Source organism: Pseudomonas alkylphenolica, assembly GCF_016009175.1.
Taxonomy (GTDB): domain Bacteria; phylum Pseudomonadota; class Gammaproteobacteria; order Pseudomonadales; family Pseudomonadaceae; genus Aquipseudomonas; species Aquipseudomonas alkylphenolica_B.
Window position 1 is genome coordinate 63,172 of record NZ_JADUCM010000027.1, and the last position, 16,419, is coordinate 79,590.

The 16,419-nt window shown below is 56.9% G+C and carries 12 protein-coding genes and 1 tRNA gene; all 13 read right to left on the minus strand.

Annotated elements, in window-relative coordinates:
- Positions 1 to 15: 15 nt before the first annotated feature.
- On the minus strand, positions 16 to 2,163 hold the full coding sequence (gene fusA / locus I5S59_RS20235; protein WP_128321425.1) for an elongation factor G: 2,148 nt from the start codon (positions 2,161 to 2,163) through the stop codon (positions 16 to 18).
- A 30-nt stretch (positions 2,164 to 2,193) separates the two neighbouring features.
- Positions 2,194 to 2,664 (minus strand): 30S ribosomal protein S7, encoded by a 471-nt coding sequence (gene rpsG / locus I5S59_RS20240; RefSeq protein ID WP_008089143.1) that lies wholly within the window; start codon positions 2,662 to 2,664, stop codon positions 2,194 to 2,196.
- Positions 2,665 to 2,786: 122 nt separating this feature from the next.
- Positions 2,787 to 3,158 (minus strand): 30S ribosomal protein S12, encoded by a 372-nt coding sequence (gene rpsL / locus I5S59_RS20245; protein WP_003186084.1) that lies wholly within the window; start codon positions 3,156 to 3,158, stop codon positions 2,787 to 2,789.
- A gap of 210 nt (positions 3,159 to 3,368) precedes the next feature.
- Positions 3,369 to 7,568 (minus strand): DNA-directed RNA polymerase subunit beta', encoded by a 4,200-nt coding sequence (gene rpoC, locus I5S59_RS20250; RefSeq protein WP_128321424.1) that lies wholly within the window; start codon positions 7,566 to 7,568, stop codon positions 3,369 to 3,371.
- Between the two features lie 64 nt (positions 7,569 to 7,632).
- Positions 7,633 to 11,706, minus strand: a complete 4,074-nt coding sequence (gene rpoB / locus I5S59_RS20255) for a DNA-directed RNA polymerase subunit beta (protein ID WP_128321423.1) — start codon at positions 11,704 to 11,706, stop codon at positions 7,633 to 7,635.
- Between the two features lie 219 nt (positions 11,707 to 11,925).
- On the minus strand, positions 11,926 to 12,291 hold the full coding sequence (gene rplL, locus I5S59_RS20260) for a 50S ribosomal protein L7/L12 (protein ID WP_007957596.1): 366 nt from the start codon (positions 12,289 to 12,291) through the stop codon (positions 11,926 to 11,928).
- A 78-nt stretch (positions 12,292 to 12,369) separates the two neighbouring features.
- Positions 12,370 to 12,870: a 50S ribosomal protein L10 gene (gene rplJ, locus I5S59_RS20265; RefSeq protein ID WP_028944939.1), complete on the minus strand. Its 501-nt coding sequence runs from the start codon at positions 12,868 to 12,870 to the stop codon at positions 12,370 to 12,372.
- Positions 12,871 to 13,070: 200 nt separating this feature from the next.
- Positions 13,071 to 13,766, minus strand: coding sequence for a 50S ribosomal protein L1 (rplA, locus tag I5S59_RS20270; protein ID WP_028944938.1), 696 nt, complete (start codon positions 13,764 to 13,766; stop codon positions 13,071 to 13,073).
- Complete coding sequence (rplK, locus tag I5S59_RS20275) at positions 13,766 to 14,197, minus strand: 50S ribosomal protein L11 (RefSeq protein ID WP_128321422.1); 432 nt, start codon at positions 14,195 to 14,197, stop codon at positions 13,766 to 13,768. Before rplK ends, rplA begins: the two co-directional genes overlap by 1 nt.
- Before the next feature lie 119 nt (positions 14,198 to 14,316).
- Positions 14,317 to 14,850 (minus strand): transcription termination/antitermination protein NusG, encoded by a 534-nt coding sequence (nusG, locus tag I5S59_RS20280; protein WP_010220294.1) that lies wholly within the window; start codon positions 14,848 to 14,850, stop codon positions 14,317 to 14,319.
- Between the two features lie 9 nt (positions 14,851 to 14,859).
- Entirely contained in the window at positions 14,860 to 15,228 is a 369-nt protein-coding gene (secE, locus tag I5S59_RS20285; RefSeq protein ID WP_128321421.1) for a preprotein translocase subunit SecE, read from the minus strand.
- 45 nt (positions 15,229 to 15,273) lie between these two features.
- Positions 15,274 to 15,349 (minus strand) — tRNA-Trp (locus I5S59_RS20290).
- 53 nt (positions 15,350 to 15,402) lie between these two features.
- On the minus strand, positions 15,403 to 16,419 hold a 1,017-nt coding region (gene tuf, locus I5S59_RS20295), incomplete at its 5' end, for an elongation factor Tu (RefSeq protein WP_128321420.1).

Below are 16,419 nucleotides of genomic sequence, written 5' to 3' on the forward strand. Positions count from 1 at the left end.
GCCTAAAGGGCTGGATTAGCCTTGTTTTTTAACGAGTGCTTCGACGATATTCGACGGAGCTTCGGCGTATTTGGAGAATTCCATGGAGTAGCTCGCGCGACCCTGAGACATGGAACGAACGTCGGTCGCATAACCGAACATCTCTCCGAGCGGAACTTCAGCACGGACAACCTTGCCGGACACCGAATCTTCCATACCCTGGATCAGACCACGACGACGGTTCAGGTCACCCATCACGTCACCCATGTAGTCCTCAGGGGTCACAACTTCTACCTTCATGATCGGCTCAAGCACCTTACCGCCGCCTTTGGCTGCGAGTTGCTTGGTCGCCATGGAAGCGGCCACCTTGAACGCCATCTCGTTCGAGTCGACGTCGTGGTAGGAACCATCAAACACGGTTGCCTTCAGGCCGATCAGCGGATAGCCGGCAACGATGCCGTTCTTCATCTGCTCTTCGATACCCTTCTGGATCGCCGGGATGTATTCCTTAGGAACCACACCACCTACAACTTCGTTGGTGAATTCCAGGCCTTCGGTGATGTTGCCTTGGGCGTCTACCGATGGCTGCGAGAAGCGAATCCAGCAGTGACCGAACTGACCACGACCACCGGACTGACGAACGAATTTACCTTCGATCTCGACGTTGTCCTTGGTGATCTGCTCGCGGTAGGAAACCTGAGGCTTACCGATGTTGGCTTCGACGTTGAACTCGCGCTTCATGCGGTCAACGAGGATGTCCAGGTGAAGCTCGCCCATACCGGAAATGATGGTCTGGCCGGTTTCTTCATCGGTCTTGACGCGGAACGACGGGTCTTCCTGAGCCAGTTTGCCCAGTGCGATACCCATCTTCTCCTGGTCCTGCTTGGTCTTCGGCTCAACAGCTACCGAGATCACAGGCTCCGGGAAGTCCATACGCTCAAGGATGATTGGCTTGTCGGCGTTGCACAGGGTGTCACCGGTGGTGACGTCCTTCATGCCGATCAGGGCGGCGATGTCGCCTGCCAGTACTTCCTTGATCTCTTCACGCTGGTTGGCGTGCATCTGCACCATACGACCAACGCGCTCTTTCTTGCCTTTGACCGAGTTGATCACGGAGTCGCCAGACAGCAGCATGCCCGAGTAAACGCGCACGAAGGTCAGGGTACCCACGAACGGGTCGGTAGCAATCTTGAACGCCAGCGCCGAGAACGGCTCACTGTCGTCAGCGTGACGCTCGTCGTAGTCAGCTTCGGTCAGCTCTTCCTTCGGCTTCTCGATCAGGTCAGGGTGGATACCCTTGATCGCAGGAATCTCGGTAGGAGCAGGCAGGAAGTCGATAACAGCATCGAGTACCAGAGGAACGCCCTTGTTCTTGAAGGAAGAACCGCAGACAGCCGGAACGATCTCGCTGGCCAGGGTGCGCGCACGCAGACCGGCTTTGATTTCTTCGACGGTCAGCTCACCTTCTTCAAGGTACTTGTTCATCAGCTCTTCGTTGGCTTCTGCAGCGGCTTCGACCATGTTGGCGCGCCACTCGTTAGCCAGGTCCAGCATATCGGCAGGAATTTCTTCCTCGCGATAGGTGGTGCCCTTGTCGTCGTCGTTCCAGTAGATCGCCTTCATCTTGATCAGGTCGACCTGGCCCTGGAAGTTGTCTTCCGAGCCGATAGCCAGCTGAACAGGAACCGGGGTGTGACCCAGACGGTTTTTGATCTGACCTACGACGCGCAGGAAGTTTGCACCGGCACGGTCCATCTTGTTCACGTAAACAACACGCGGAACACCGTACTTGTTGGCTTGACGCCATACGGTTTCGGACTGCGGCTCAACGCCGGAAGTACCGCAGAATACAACGACAGCGCCGTCGAGTACGCGCAGCGAACGCTCTACTTCAATGGTGAAGTCAACGTGGCCCGGGGTATCGATGACGTTTACGCGGTATTTGCCGTACTGGCCACGGGAACCTTCCCAGAAAGTGGTAACAGCAGCGGAGGTAATGGTAATACCCCGCTCCTGCTCCTGCACCATCCAGTCGGTGGTCGCGGCGCCGTCGTGCACCTCGCCCATTTTGTGGCTCAGACCTGTGTAGAACAGGATCCGCTCGGTAGTGGTAGTTTTGCCCGCGTCAACGTGCGCGCAAATACCAATGTTACGGTAGCGGTTGATTGGTGTAGTACGAGCCATAGAGCCCTCGCAAAAATAGTGATGCCTGAATTAGAAGCGGTAGTGCGAGAACGCTTTGTTGGCTTCGGCCATACGGTGTACGTCTTCACGCTTCTTGACTGCAGCACCTTTGCCTTCAGCAGCATCCAGCAGCTCGCCAGCCAGGCGCAGGGCCATGGACTTCTCGCCACGCTTGCGGGCGTAGTCTACCAACCAGCGCATTGCCAGAGCGTTACGACGGGAAGGACGAACTTCAACAGGAACCTGGTAAGTAGCACCGCCTACACGGCGCGACTTAACTTCGACCAGCGGAGCGATGGCGTCGAGAGCTTTCTCGAAGATTTCCAGGGGATCGCTGTTCTTGCGTTCTTTGACCTTGTCCAGTGCACCGTAAACGATACGCTCGGCAACGGCTTTTTTACCGCTTTCCATCACGTGGTTCATGAACTTGGCGAGGATCTGGCTTCCGTATTTTGGATCGTCCAGAATCTCACGCTTGGCTGCTACACGACGTCTTGGCATTGATAAGCCCTCAAACGGTCTTCAGGTTAGCCCGGGACAGGTGACCCCAAAGGGGTGCGTGCCCGACCTTACTCTTATCGACTCAATAAAATGAATAACTGCAAATTGCTGCAAACGGCCGATTACTTCGGACGCTTGGTACCGTACTTCGAACGGCCTTGGTTACGACCTTTAACACCGGAAGTATCCAGGGAACCGCGAACGGTGTGGTAACGAACACCTGGCAAGTCTTTTACACGACCGCCACGGATCAGTACCACGCTGTGCTCTTGCAGGTTGTGGCCTTCACCGCCGATGTACGAGGAAACCTCGAAACCGTTGGTCAGGCGCACACGGCATACTTTACGCAGTGCCGAGTTAGGTTTTTTCGGCGTAGTGGTGTACACACGGGTGCACACGCCACGACGTTGCGGGCAGTTCTGCAGCGCAGGAACGTCGGATTTCTCGACGATACGCTTACGCGGCTGACGTACCAGCTGGTTGATAGTTGCCATCTACTAGCTCCACTGTTGTCTTGCGACGCTATTGTCTTGCAAGAAAAGCAAAAATTGGCAGGACGGAGTCCCACCAAATTTAGGGGTACAAGAGTCTAAAGAGGATCTTGCCCCCAGTCAAGACGAGGCCCCAGCCTCCCTCCTCCAGTCATCGGCAACATTTTATGTTGTCAATGACCGGATCGGGTCAGCCGGGGCCCTGCCCTACTTTCAGTTACCGCTGGAGTTCAGCGCTTCAGTCAGTGCGGCTTCCACCTCACTGGCACTTACGCGCAGCGGTTTGTCGGCATCACGGCGACGCTTGCGCTCGCTGTGATAGGCCAGACCGGTACCGGCCGGGATCAGACGACCCACAACCACGTTTTCTTTCAGGCCGCGCAGGTAATCGCGCTTGCCGGTTACCGCCGCTTCGGTCAGTACGCGGGTGGTTTCCTGGAAGGAAGCCGCCGAGATGAACGATTCGGTGGACAGCGAGGCCTTGGTGATGCCCAGCAGTACACGGGAGAACTTGGAGATGAACTTGTCTTCACCACCCAGACGCTCGTTCTCTACCAGTACCTGGGTCAGTTCCATCTGGTCGCCCTTGATGAAGCTGGAGTCACCCGACTCAGTGATCTCAACTTTACGCAGCATCTGACGCAGGATGGTCTCGATGTGCTTGTCGTTGATCTTCACGCCTTGCAGACGGTAAACGTCCTGAATCTCGTTGACGATGTACTTGGCCAGCGCGCTGACACCCAACAGACGCAGGATGTCGTGCGGATCGCTTGGACCGTCGGAGATAACTTCGCCGCGGTTCACTTGTTCGCCTTCGAAGACGTTCAGGTGACGCCACTTCGGAATCAGCTCTTCGTACGGATCGCTACCGTCGTTCGGGGTAATGACCAGACGGCGCTTGCCTTTGGTCTCTTTACCGAAGGCGATGGTGCCGCTGACTTCAGCCAGAATCGAGGCTTCTTTCGGACGACGCGCTTCGAACAGGTCAGCTACGCGAGGCAGACCACCGGTGATGTCACGGGTCTTCGACGTTTCTTGCGGGATACGCGCGATAACGTCACCGACGCCGATCTGGGCACCGTCAGCCACACCAACCAGGGCGTTCGCCGGCAGGAAGTACTGAGCCGGTACGTCGGTACCTGGCAGCAGCAGATCCTTGCCATTGGCGTCGACCATCTTGATTGCAGGACGGATTTCCTTACCTGCAGCCGGACGGTCTTTGACGTCCAGAACTTCAATGTTGGTCAAACCAGTCAATTCGTCAGTCTGACGCTTGATGGTGATGTTTTCTTCCATGCCCACGAAGGTCACGGTACCTTTCATTTCGGTAACGATCGGGTGGGTGTGCGGGTCCCACTTGGCGACGATGGCGCCAGCGTCGACCTTGTCGCCTTCCTTGACCGAAATCACAGCACCGTACGGCAGCTTGTAACGCTCACGCTCACGACCGAATTCGTCGGCGATCGCCAACTCACCGGAACGCGATACGGCAACCAGGTTACCGTCGGCGCGCTCAACCTGCTTCAGGTTGTGCAGACGAACCATACCGCCGTTCTTCACCTGGACGCTGTCGGCAGCCGAGGTCCGGCTTGCAGCACCACCGATGTGGAACGTACGCATGGTCAGCTGGGTACCCGGCTCACCGATCGACTGTGCAGCGATAACGCCGACAGCTTCACCGATGTTCACCTGGTGACCGCGAGCCAGGTCACGACCGTAGCACTTGGCGCAGATGCCGTAACGGGTTTCGCAGCTGATCGGCGAACGCACGATCACTTCGTCGATGCTGTTCAGCTCGATGAACTCAACCCACTTCTCGTCGACCAGGGTGCCGGCAGGGACGATCACGTCGTCGGTGCCTGGCTTGAACACGTCACGGGCGATTACACGGCCCAGTACACGCTCACCCAGCGGCTCTACTACGTCACCGCCTTCAATGTGCGGCGTCATCAGCAGGCCTTGCTCGGTACCGCAATCGATCTCGGTAACGACCAGGTCTTGCGCAACGTCTACCAGACGGCGAGTCAGGTAACCGGAGTTCGCGGTTTTCAACGCGGTATCCGCCAGACCTTTACGAGCACCGTGAGTCGAGATGAAGTACTGGAGTACGCTCAGACCTTCACGGAAGTTCGCGGTGATCGGCGTCTCGATGATCGAGCCGTCCGGCTTGGCCATCAGACCACGCATACCGGCCAGCTGACGAATCTGAGCTGCCGAACCCCGGGCACCGGAGTCAGCCATCATGTACATCGAGTTGAACGACTCTTGCTCGACTTCGTCGCCGTTGCGGTCGATGACTTTCTCTTTCGAGAGGTTGGCCATCATCGCCTTGGAAACTTCATCGTTCGCCTTCGACCACAAGTCGATGACTTTGTTGTACTTCTCGCCCTGGGTTACCAGGCCGGAGGCGTACTGGCTTTCGATCTCTTTCACTTCGTCGGTAGCGGTACCGATGATGCGAGCCTTCTCGTCCGGGATAACGAAGTCGTTAACACCGATCGAGACGCCGGAAATGGTCGAGTAAGCAAAACCGGTGTACATCAGCTGGTCAGCGAAGATCACGGTCTCTTTCAGACCAACCACGCGGTAGCACTGGTTGATCAGCTTGGAGATCGCCTTCTTCTTCATTGGCTGGTTGACCACGTCGTACGACAGACCTGGTGGTACAACCTGGAACAGCAGCGCACGACCGACGGTAGTGTCGACGATACGGGTGTTCTTGACGCTGCCGCCGTCACGGTCGTTCACGGTTTCGTTGATACGAACCTTGATCTTCGCGTGCAGGGCTGCTTCGCCGGCGCGGAATACGCGGTCGACTTCCTGCAGGTCAGCGAATACGCGACCTTCGCCCTTGGCGTTGATGGCTTCACGGGTCATGTAGTACAGACCCAGTACAACGTCCTGCGACGGAACGATGATTGGCTCACCGTTGGCTGGCGACAGAATGTTGTTGGTCGACATCATCAGCGCGCGCGCTTCGAGCTGGGCTTCCAGCGTCAGCGGCACGTGCACGGCCATTTGGTCACCGTCGAAGTCGGCGTTGTACGCAGCACAGACCAGCGGGTGCAGCTGAATAGCCTTACCTTCGATCAGTACCGGTTCAAACGCCTGGATACCCAGACGGTGAAGGGTCGGTGCACGGTTGAGCAGTACGGGGTGTTCGCGAATCACTTCAGCGAGAACGTCCCACACCTCTGGCAGCTCGCGCTCGACCATCTTCTTGGCGGCCTTGATGGTGGTCGCCAGACCACGCATTTCCAGCTTGCCGAAAATGAACGGCTTGAACAGCTCGAGGGCCATCTTCTTCGGCAGACCGCACTGGTGCAGACGCAGGGTCGGACCTACGGTAATTACCGAACGGCCGGAGTAGTCAACACGCTTACCGAGCAAGTTCTGACGGAAACGACCTTGCTTACCCTTGATCATGTCGGCCAGGGATTTCAGAGGACGCTTGTTCGAGCCAGTGATGGCACGGCCACGGCGGCCGTTATCCAGCAAGGCATCGACCGCTTCCTGCAGCATGCGCTTTTCGTTGCGCACGATGATGTCCGGCGCGGACAGGTCGAGCAGGCGCTTCAGTCGGTTGTTACGGTTGATCACCCGACGATACAGATCGTTCAGGTCGGAAGTCGCGAAGCGACCGCCGTCCAGCGGAACCAATGGACGCAGGTCTGGCGGCAGAACCGGCAGAACGGTCAGGACCATCCACTCAGGCAGGTTGCCCGAGCCCTGGAAGGCTTCCATCAGTTTCAGACGCTTGGACAGCTTCTTGATCTTGGTTTCCGAGTTGGTCTGCGGAATTTCTTCGCGCAGGCGACCGATCTCGTGCTCCAGGTCGATAGCGTGCAGCAGCTCGCGGACAGCCTCGGCACCCATGCGGGCATCGAAGTCGTCACCGAACTCTTCCAGCGCTTCGAAGTACTGCTCGTCGTTCAGCAGCTGACCTTTTTCAAGAGTGGTCATGCCCGGATCGATAACGACATAGCTCTCGAAGTAGAGAACGCGCTCGATATCACGCAGGGTCATGTCCATCAGCAGGCCGATACGGGACGGCAGCGATTTCAGGAACCAGATGTGGGCAACCGGAGAGGCCAGTTCGATGTGCGCCATGCGCTCACGACGAACCTTGGCCAGAGCGACTTCAACGCCGCACTTCTCACAGATGACGCCACGGTGCTTCAGGCGCTTGTACTTACCGCACAGGCACTCGTAGTCCTTGACTGGGCCAAAGATCTTGGCGCAGAACAGGCCGTCACGCTCAGGCTTGAACGTACGGTAGTTGATGGTTTCCGGCTTTTTAACTTCACCGAACGACCACGAACGGATCATCTCAGGCGAGGCCAATCCGATACGGATGGCGTCGAACTCTTCGACTTGACCCTGGTTTTTCAGCAAATTCAGTAGGTCTTTCAAGGCCTTTCCTCCTGGCGGAGCAGGGAGCGGGCTTTTCAGCCACGCTCCCGATTCGCGTCACGTGTTATTCGGTTTCCAGATCGATATCGATACCGAGCGAACGGATCTCTTTGATCAACACGTTGAAGGACTCGGGCATGCCCGGCTCCATACGGTGATCGCCGTCCACGATGTTCTTGTACATCTTGGTCCGACCGTTCACGTCGTCCGACTTCACTGTGAGCATTTCTTGCAGGGTGTATGCCGCGCCGTATGCTTCCAGCGCCCACACTTCCATCTCCCCGAAACGCTGACCACCGAACTGCGCCTTACCACCCAGCGGCTGCTGGGTAACCAGGCTGTAAGAACCAGTGGAACGCGCGTGCATCTTGTCGTCCACCAAGTGGTTCAGCTTGAGCATGTACATGTAACCAACGGTCACTGGACGCTCGAACTTGTTACCGGTACGGCCGTCGAACAGCTGCATCTGACCGCTTTCTGGCATGTCTGCCAGTTTCAGCATGGCCTTGATCTCGCGCTCCTTGGCACCGTCGAAGACTGGAGTGGCCATTGGCACACCGCCTTTGAGGTTCTTCGCCAGGTCCAGGATTTCCTGGTCGGTGAAGTCTTCCAGGCTCTCCTGACGACCACCGATCTCGTTGTAGATCTCGGTGAGGAACTTGCGCAGCTCAATGACCTTGCGCTGCTCTTCGAGCATGCGGTTGATCTTCTCGCCCAGACCTTTGGCCGCCAGGCCCAGGTGGGTTTCGAGGATCTGACCAACGTTCATACGCGATGGTACACCCAGTGGGTTGAGTACCACGTCAACTGGCGTACCGTTGGCGTCATGCGGCATGTCTTCGACCGGCATGATCACCGAGACCACACCCTTGTTACCGTGACGACCGGCCATCTTGTCGCCCGGCTGGATGCGACGACGGATTGCCAGGTAGACCTTGACGATCTTCAGTACGCCCGGTGCCAGGTCATCGCCCTGCTGCAGCTTGCGCTTCTTGTCTTCGAACTTGTCGTCCAGCAGACGGCGACGATCAACGATGTAGGCCTGAGCCTTCTCAAGTTGCTCGTTCAGCGCGTCTTCGGCCATGCGCAGTTTGAACCACTGGCCGTGCTCCAGACCGTCCAGGACTTCGTTGGTGATCTCAGTGCCCTTCTTCAGGCCTGCACCACCATCGACGATCTGGCCGTTCAGGGCAGAACGCAGACGCTCGAAGGTTGCACCTTCAACGATACGGAACTCTTCGTTCAGGTCCTTGCGGATCTCGTCGAGCTGCATCTTCTCGATGGACAGCGCACGGCTGTCGCGCTCAACGCCGTCACGGGTGAAGACCTGTACGTCGATGACAGTACCTTTGGTGCCGGTAGGCACACGCAGGGAGGTGTCTTTAACGTCGCTGGCCTTCTCACCGAAGATTGCGCGCAGCAGCTTCTCTTCTGGCGTCAGCTGGGTTTCGCCCTTCGGCGTGACCTTGCCAACCAGAATGTCGCCAGCGCCAACTTCAGCACCCACGTAAACGATACCGGCTTCGTCCAGCTTGTTCAGCGCAGCTTCACCGACGTTCGGGATGTCTGCGGTGATTTCCTCTGGGCCAAGCTTGGTGTCACGGGCCACACAGGTCAGTTCCTGGATGTGGATCGTGGTGAAGCGGTCTTCCTGAACCACACGCTCGGACAGGCAGATGGAGTCTTCGAAGTTGAAGCCGTTCCACGCCATGAACGCGATGCGCATGTTCTGACCCAGTGCCAGCTCACCCATATCGGTGGACGGACCGTCGGCCATGATGTCGCTACGCTGAACCACATCACCCTTGCTCACCAGCGGACGCTGGTTGATGCAGGTGTTCTGGTTCGAGCGGGTGTACTTGGTCAGGTTGTAGATGTCGACACCAGCTTCGCCGGTTTCAACTTCGTCATCGGCAACACGAACCACGATACGGCTGGCATCGACGGAGTCGATCACGCCACCACGACGAGCCACGACGCAAACGCCGGAGTCACGGGCAACGTTGCGCTCCATGCCGGTACCGACCAGCGGCTTGTCGGCACGCAGGGTTGGTACAGCCTGACGCTGCATGTTCGAACCCATCAACGCACGGTTGGCGTCGTCGTGCTCGAGGAACGGAATCAGCGACGCAGCAACCGAAACTACCTGCTTCGGCGATACGTCCATCAAGGTGACGTCTTCCGGCGCCTTGACGGTGAATTCGTTCAGGTGACGAACGGCTACCAGCTCGTCGATCAGTTGTTTCTTGTCGTTCATCGCGGCCGAAGCCTGGGCGATGACGTGATCAGCTTCTTCGATCGCCGACAGGAACACGATGTCGTCGGTGACAACACCCTCTTTCACCACACGGTACGGGCTTTCGAGGAAGCCGTACTGGTTGGTGCGGGCGTAGGCCGCCAGGGAGTTGATCAGACCGATGTTCGGACCTTCAGGGGTCTCGATCGGGCACACACGGCCGTAGTGGGTCGGGTGTACGTCACGGACTTCAAAGCCTGCGCGCTCACGGGTCAGACCACCAGGGCCGAGTGCAGAGACACGACGCTTGTGGGTGATCTCGGACAGCGGGTTGTTCTGGTCCATGAACTGCGAGAGCTGGCTGGAACCGAAGAACTCTTTCACCGCCGCCGCAACCGGCTTGGCGTTGATCAGGTCTTGCGGCATCAGGCCTTCGCTTTCGGCCATCGACAGACGCTCTTTGACCGCGCGCTCTACACGCACCAGGCCAACGCGGAACTGGTTCTCGGCCATCTCGCCGACGCAACGTACACGACGGTTACCCAGGTGGTCGATGTCGTCGACAATGCCTTTGCCGTTACGGATATCGACCAGGGTCTTGAGGACCTCGACGATGTCTTCCTTGCTCAGCACGCCCGAACCTTCGATCTCGGTACGACCGATACGACGGTTGAACTTCATGCGACCAACGGCCGACAGGTCGTAACGCTCGGCGCTGAAGAACAGGTTGTTGAACAGGGTCTCGGCAGCATCCTTGGTTGGCGGCTCGCCAGGACGCATCATCCGGTAGATTTCGACCAGCGCTTCCAGCTGATTGCTGGTGGAGTCGATCTTCAGGGTGTCGGAGATGAACGGACCGCAATCGATGTCGTTGGTATACAACGTTTCGAAACGGACAACCTGAGCCTTGGCGATCTTGATCAGCAGCTCGGTGTTCAGCTCGGTGTTGCACTCAGCCAGGATTTCGCCGGTAGCCGGGTGAACGATCGCTTTGGCGGTCGTGCGGCCCAGGACGTATTCCATTGGAACGTCCAGTTGCTTGACGCCGGCTTTTTCCAGCTGGTTGATGTGACGAGCGGTAATACGACGACCCTGCTCGACAATCACCTTGCCGGTTTCGTCATGGATATCCATGACCGCAACTTCACCACGCAGGCGCTGAGGCACCAGCTCCAGGCTCAGGCTCTCGCCGGAGATGTGGAATACGTTGGTGGTGTAGAAAGCGTCCAGCACTTCTTCAGTGCTGTAGCCCAGCGCGCGCAGCAGTACCGACGCAGGCAGTTTGCGACGACGGTCGATACGGACGAATACACAGTCTTTCGGATCGAACTCGAAGTCCAGCCACGAACCGCGGTAAGGAATGATACGCGCCGAATACAGCAGCTTGCCCGAGCTGTGCGTCTTGCCACGGTCGTGGTCGAAGAACACACCTGGCGAACGGTGCAGCTGGGAAACGATAACACGCTCGGTACCGTTGATAACGAAGGTACCGTTTTCAGTCATCAGGGGGATTTCACCCATGTAGACTTCTTGCTCTTTGATGTCCTTGATCGCTTTGTTCGACGATTCTTTGTCGAAAATGATCAGGCGCACTTTTACCCGCAGCGGTACCGCGTAGGTCACGCCGCGCAGTACGCATTCTTTGACATCAAAAGCCGGTTCGCCCAGACGATAGCCAACGTACTCCAGGGCAGCATTGCCGGAGTAGCTGATGATCGGGAAAACCGATTTGAAGGCCGCATGCAGGCCCACGTCGCGGAACTGATCTTTAGTCGCTCCCGCTTGCAAGAATTCACGATACGAATCCAGCTGGATGGCCAGGAGGTAAGGCACATCCATGACGTCCGGCAACTTGCTAAAGTCCTTGCGGATACGTTTTTTCTCAGTGTATGAGTAAGCCATCAGCGTTCCCCAGCTTGGTCACCTGCTTGTTTGGCTTCTCCCGACGGGAGCAGCCAGAAAATCGTGCAAACCCCTTGGTTTGCGCCACCGTCATCGGTGGTTGAAGCACGTTACTGGCGCCGACCTGGTCAGCCGCCAATAACGGAAAAAGGCCGGTGGCATGAGCCACCAGCCATCAGCCTTACGCTTAACGCTCGGGCTGGCGTCGCAAAGTCGAAATTACTTGAGTTCGACTTTAGCGCCTGCTTCTTCCAGCTTCTTCTTGGCGTCTTCAGCGGCTTCTTTCGAAACGCCTTCAGCGACAACCTGAGGAGCGCCGTCAACTTTCTCTTTGGCTTCTTTCAGGCCCAGACCGGTCAGTTCACGAACGGCCTTGATCACGTTGACTTTCTTCTCGCCGGCTTCAACCAGAACAACGTTGAATTCGGTTTGTTCTTCAACAACGGCAGCGGCAGCAGCTGGGCCGGCAGCGGCAACAGCAGCGGTAACGCCGAAGGTTTCTTCCATTGCTTTGATCAGCTCAACAACTTCCAGAACGGTTTTCTGGCCGATTGCTTCGATGATTTGCTCGTTAGTCAGAGACATGACTTAAATCCTGTATTGGGGTGACAGCCTACGCAGCTATCAAATTAAACGTATGATTTCGAAAGTGCTTTCTGTGCCTTAGGCAGCAGTAGCTTCTTTCTGGTCGCGAATAGCTGCCAGGGTACGAGCCAGCTTGCTGGTAGCGCCTTGGATCACGCTCATCAGCTTCGCGATAGCCTCGTCGCGGGTCGGCAGGGTAGCCAACACGTCGATTTCGTTAGCGGCAAGGAACTTGCCGTCAAACGCAGCTGCCTTGATCTCGAACTTGTCCTGACCCTTGGCGAACTCTTTGAACAGACGGGCAGCGGCGCCCGGGTGCTCGTTGGAGAATGCGATCAGGGTCGGGCCGGTGAAGGCGTCGTTGAGGACACTGAATTCAGTGTCAGCAACAGCGCGCTTGAGCAGGGTATTACGTACAACACGTACGTATACACCAGCTTCACGAGCCTCTTTACGGAGTCCGGTCATTGCGCCTACAGTCACACCACGGGCATCAGCCACGACAGCGGACAGAGCGACTTTGGCAGCCTCGTTGACTTCAGCGACGATGGCCTTCTTGTCTTCGAGTTTAATTGCCACGGGTAAAACTCCTGCTTGTTACCGTTTCATCTGGCCGAAGCCGGATGTCGTTTTGGTGTCTGATTCGGTAAGGAACCGGGAGCACCATCTGCGTAGGCTTGAGGTTTAAGGCTTGCGCCGCCTACGGTCTTGGATAGCCCCCGCCAGGCAGGGACCCCAATTTTTTCAAGCGGACGCGATCGCTCGCGTCGGCTTTTGTCTTACGCGTTCAGCGAGCTCTGGTCGATGACCAGACCTGGGCCCATAGTGGTGCTCAGGGTAACGCGCTTGACGTAGATACCTTTCGAAGAAGCAGGCTTGATACGCTTCAGATCAGCGATCAGGGCTTCAACGTTTTCCTTCAGCTTGCCAGCTTCAAAGCCAACTTTGCCAACGGAGGTGTGGATGATACCGTTTTTGTCGGTGCGATAACGAACCTGACCGGCCTTGGCGTTTTTAACCGCGGTGGCTACGTCTGGAGTTACAGTACCAACTTTAGGGTTAGGCATCAGGCCGCGAGGACCCAGAACCTGACCCAGCTGACCTACAACACGCATTGCGTCCGGGGAAGCAATAACGACGTCATAGTTCAGGTCGCCGCCTTTCATTTCGGCAGCCAGATCGTCCATACCTACACGGTCAGCGCCGGCAGCCAGAGCGGCCTCAGCAGCTGGACCCTGGGTGAAGACAGCAACACGTACGGTCTTGCCAGTGCCGTGTGGCAGCACGGTAGCGCTACGAACGACCTGGTCAGATTTACGTGGGTCAACACCGAGGTTGACAGCAACGTCGAAGGATTCGCTGAACTTCACGGTGGACAGTTCGGCCAGCAGCACTGCTGCGTCTTCGAAGTTGTAGACTTTGCCAGCTTCGAGCTTCGAAGCAATGGCCTTTTGGCGCTTGGTCAGCTTAGCCATTACACACCCTCCACGTTGAGGCCCATGCTGCGAGCAGAACCGGCGATAGTACGCACGGCTGCTTCCATGTCAGCGGCAGTCAGATCAGCATTTTTGATTTTTGCGATCTCTTCCAGCTGGGCACGGGTCACAGTACCGACTTTAACGGTGTTCGGACGCGCAGAACCGCTGGTCAGGCCAGCTGCTTTCTTCAGCAGAACCGAAGCAGGGGTGCTTTTGGTTTCGAAGGTGAAGCTACGGTCACTGTAAACAGTGATGATCACAGGAGTCGGCAGGCCGGCTTCTTGACCCTGAGTACGGGCGTTGAAGGCCTTGCAGAATTCCATGATGTTCACACCGTGTTGACCCAGTGCTGGACCAACGGGTGGGCTAGGGTTGGCCTGGCCGGCCTTTACTTGCAGCTTGATGTAAGCCTGAATCTTCTTAGCCATGAGCTACTCCAATATCGGGTACGAACGCCATAAGGCTCCCCGGATTACTTGCGTTTTATCCCAGTGACGACAAAACCCCGCAGCACATAGGGCTGCGGGGTATGGGATGCTGTGTTCGGCTAGACCTTTTCGACCTGGCTGAACTCAAGCTCTACCGGGGTAGAGCGACCGAAAATAAGCACGGCCACTTGGATCCGGCTCTTCTCGTAGTTAACTTCTTCAACGGTGCCGTTGAAATCAGCGAACGGACCGTCGATAACGCGGACCACTTCACCCGGCTCGAACAGAGTCTTCGGCTTCGGCTTGTCGCTACCATCGGCAACGCGACGCAGAATGGCCTCGGCTTCTTTGTCAGTGATAGGCGCAGGCTTGTCTGCAGTACCACCAATGAAGCCCATGACGCGAGGGGTATCCTTGACCAAGTGCCAAGTACCTTCGTTCATGTCCATCTGAACCAGCACGTAACCTGGGAAGAACTTACGCTCGCTCTTGCGCTTCTGGCCATTGCGCATCTCGACCACTTCTTCAGTCGGGACCAGAATTTCGCCGAAACCGTCTTCCATGCCAGCCAGCTTTACGCGCTCGATCAGCGAGCGCATTACATGCTTCTCGTAACCCGAGTAAGCATGCACAACGTACCAACGCTTAGCCACGGGACACCCTTAGCCAACAATCAAGGAAATCAACCAACCCAGCAGGGAGTCGAGACCCCACAGCAGCAACGCCATAACCAGAACAACCGCCACTACGATGAGCGTGGTCTGCATGGTTTCTTGACGGGTTGGCCATACGACTTTACGAATCTCGGTGCGAGCTTCCTTCACCAGCGTAAAGAACGACTTGCCCTTGGCAGTCTGCAGGGCGATGAAGCCGGCAACAGCAGCGAGAGCGAGCAGTGCGAGTACGCGATACAGAATCGGCGAGGCGGAGTAATAGAGGTTACCCACAACACCAACAACCACCAAAGCGACAACAGCCAGCCACTTGAGCAGATCAAAACGAGAGTCTTGGGCTTCAGCCTTGGGAGTCATCTAGGAAAATCCTGTGAAAAGAAAGCCAGACACACGAGGTGAATCTGGCAGGTCAGGAGGGAATCGAACCCCCAACCTACGGTTTTGGAGACCGTCGCTCTGCCAATTGAGCTACTGACCTAAAAGCTTATCAGGCCGGCCATTATGCCGACCTGATCGAGAGAAATCAACTACTTATTCGATAATCTTTGCTACTACACCGGCGCCGACGGTACGACCGCCTTCACGGATAGCGAAACGCAGACCATCTTCCATTGCGATGGTTTTGATCAGAGTGACAGTCATCTGGATGTTGTCACCTGGCATTACCATTTCAACGCCTTCTGGCAGCTCGCAGTTACCGGTCACGTCAGTAGTACGGAAATAGAACTGTGGACGGTAGCCCTTGAAGAACGGAGTATGACGGCCGCCTTCTTCCTTGCTCAGAACGTAAACTTCTGCGGTGAACTTGGTGTGCGGCTTAACCGAACCTGGCTTGACCAGAACCTGACCACGCTCAACGTCGTCACGCTTGGTACCACGCAGCAGAACGCCGCAGTTCTCGCCAGCACGACCTTCGTCCAACAGCTTGCGGAACATCTCAACACCGGTGCAGGTGGTGGTGGTAGTGTCACGCAGACCAACGATTTCCAGGGCATCTTGAACGCGGACGATACCACGCTCGATACGACCGGTAACAACGGTACCACGACCCGAGATCGAGAATACGTCTTCGATTGGCATCAGGAACGGCTTGTCGATAGCACGCTCAGGCTCTGGGATGTAGCTGTCCAGAGTCTCAACCAGCTTCTTGACAGCGGTGGTGCCCATTTCGTTGTCGTCTTTGCCTTCCAGCGCCATACGAGCCGAACCGATGATGATCGGAGTGTCGTCGCCTGGGAAGTCATAGGTGGACAGCAGGTCGCGAACTTCCATCTCGACCAGTTCCAGCAGCTCAGCGTCGTCTACCAGGTCAGCCTTGTTCAGGAAGACCACGATGTACGGAACGCCTACCTGACGGGACAGCAGGATGTGCTCACGGGTTTGTGGCATCGGACCATCGGCGGCCGAGCAAACCAGGATCGCGCCGTCCATCTGGGCAGCACCGGTGATCATGTTCTTCACGTAGTCAGCGTGACCTGGGCAGTCAACGTGAGCGTAGTGACGAATGTTCGAGTTGTACTCGACGTGCGCGGTGTTGATGGTGATACC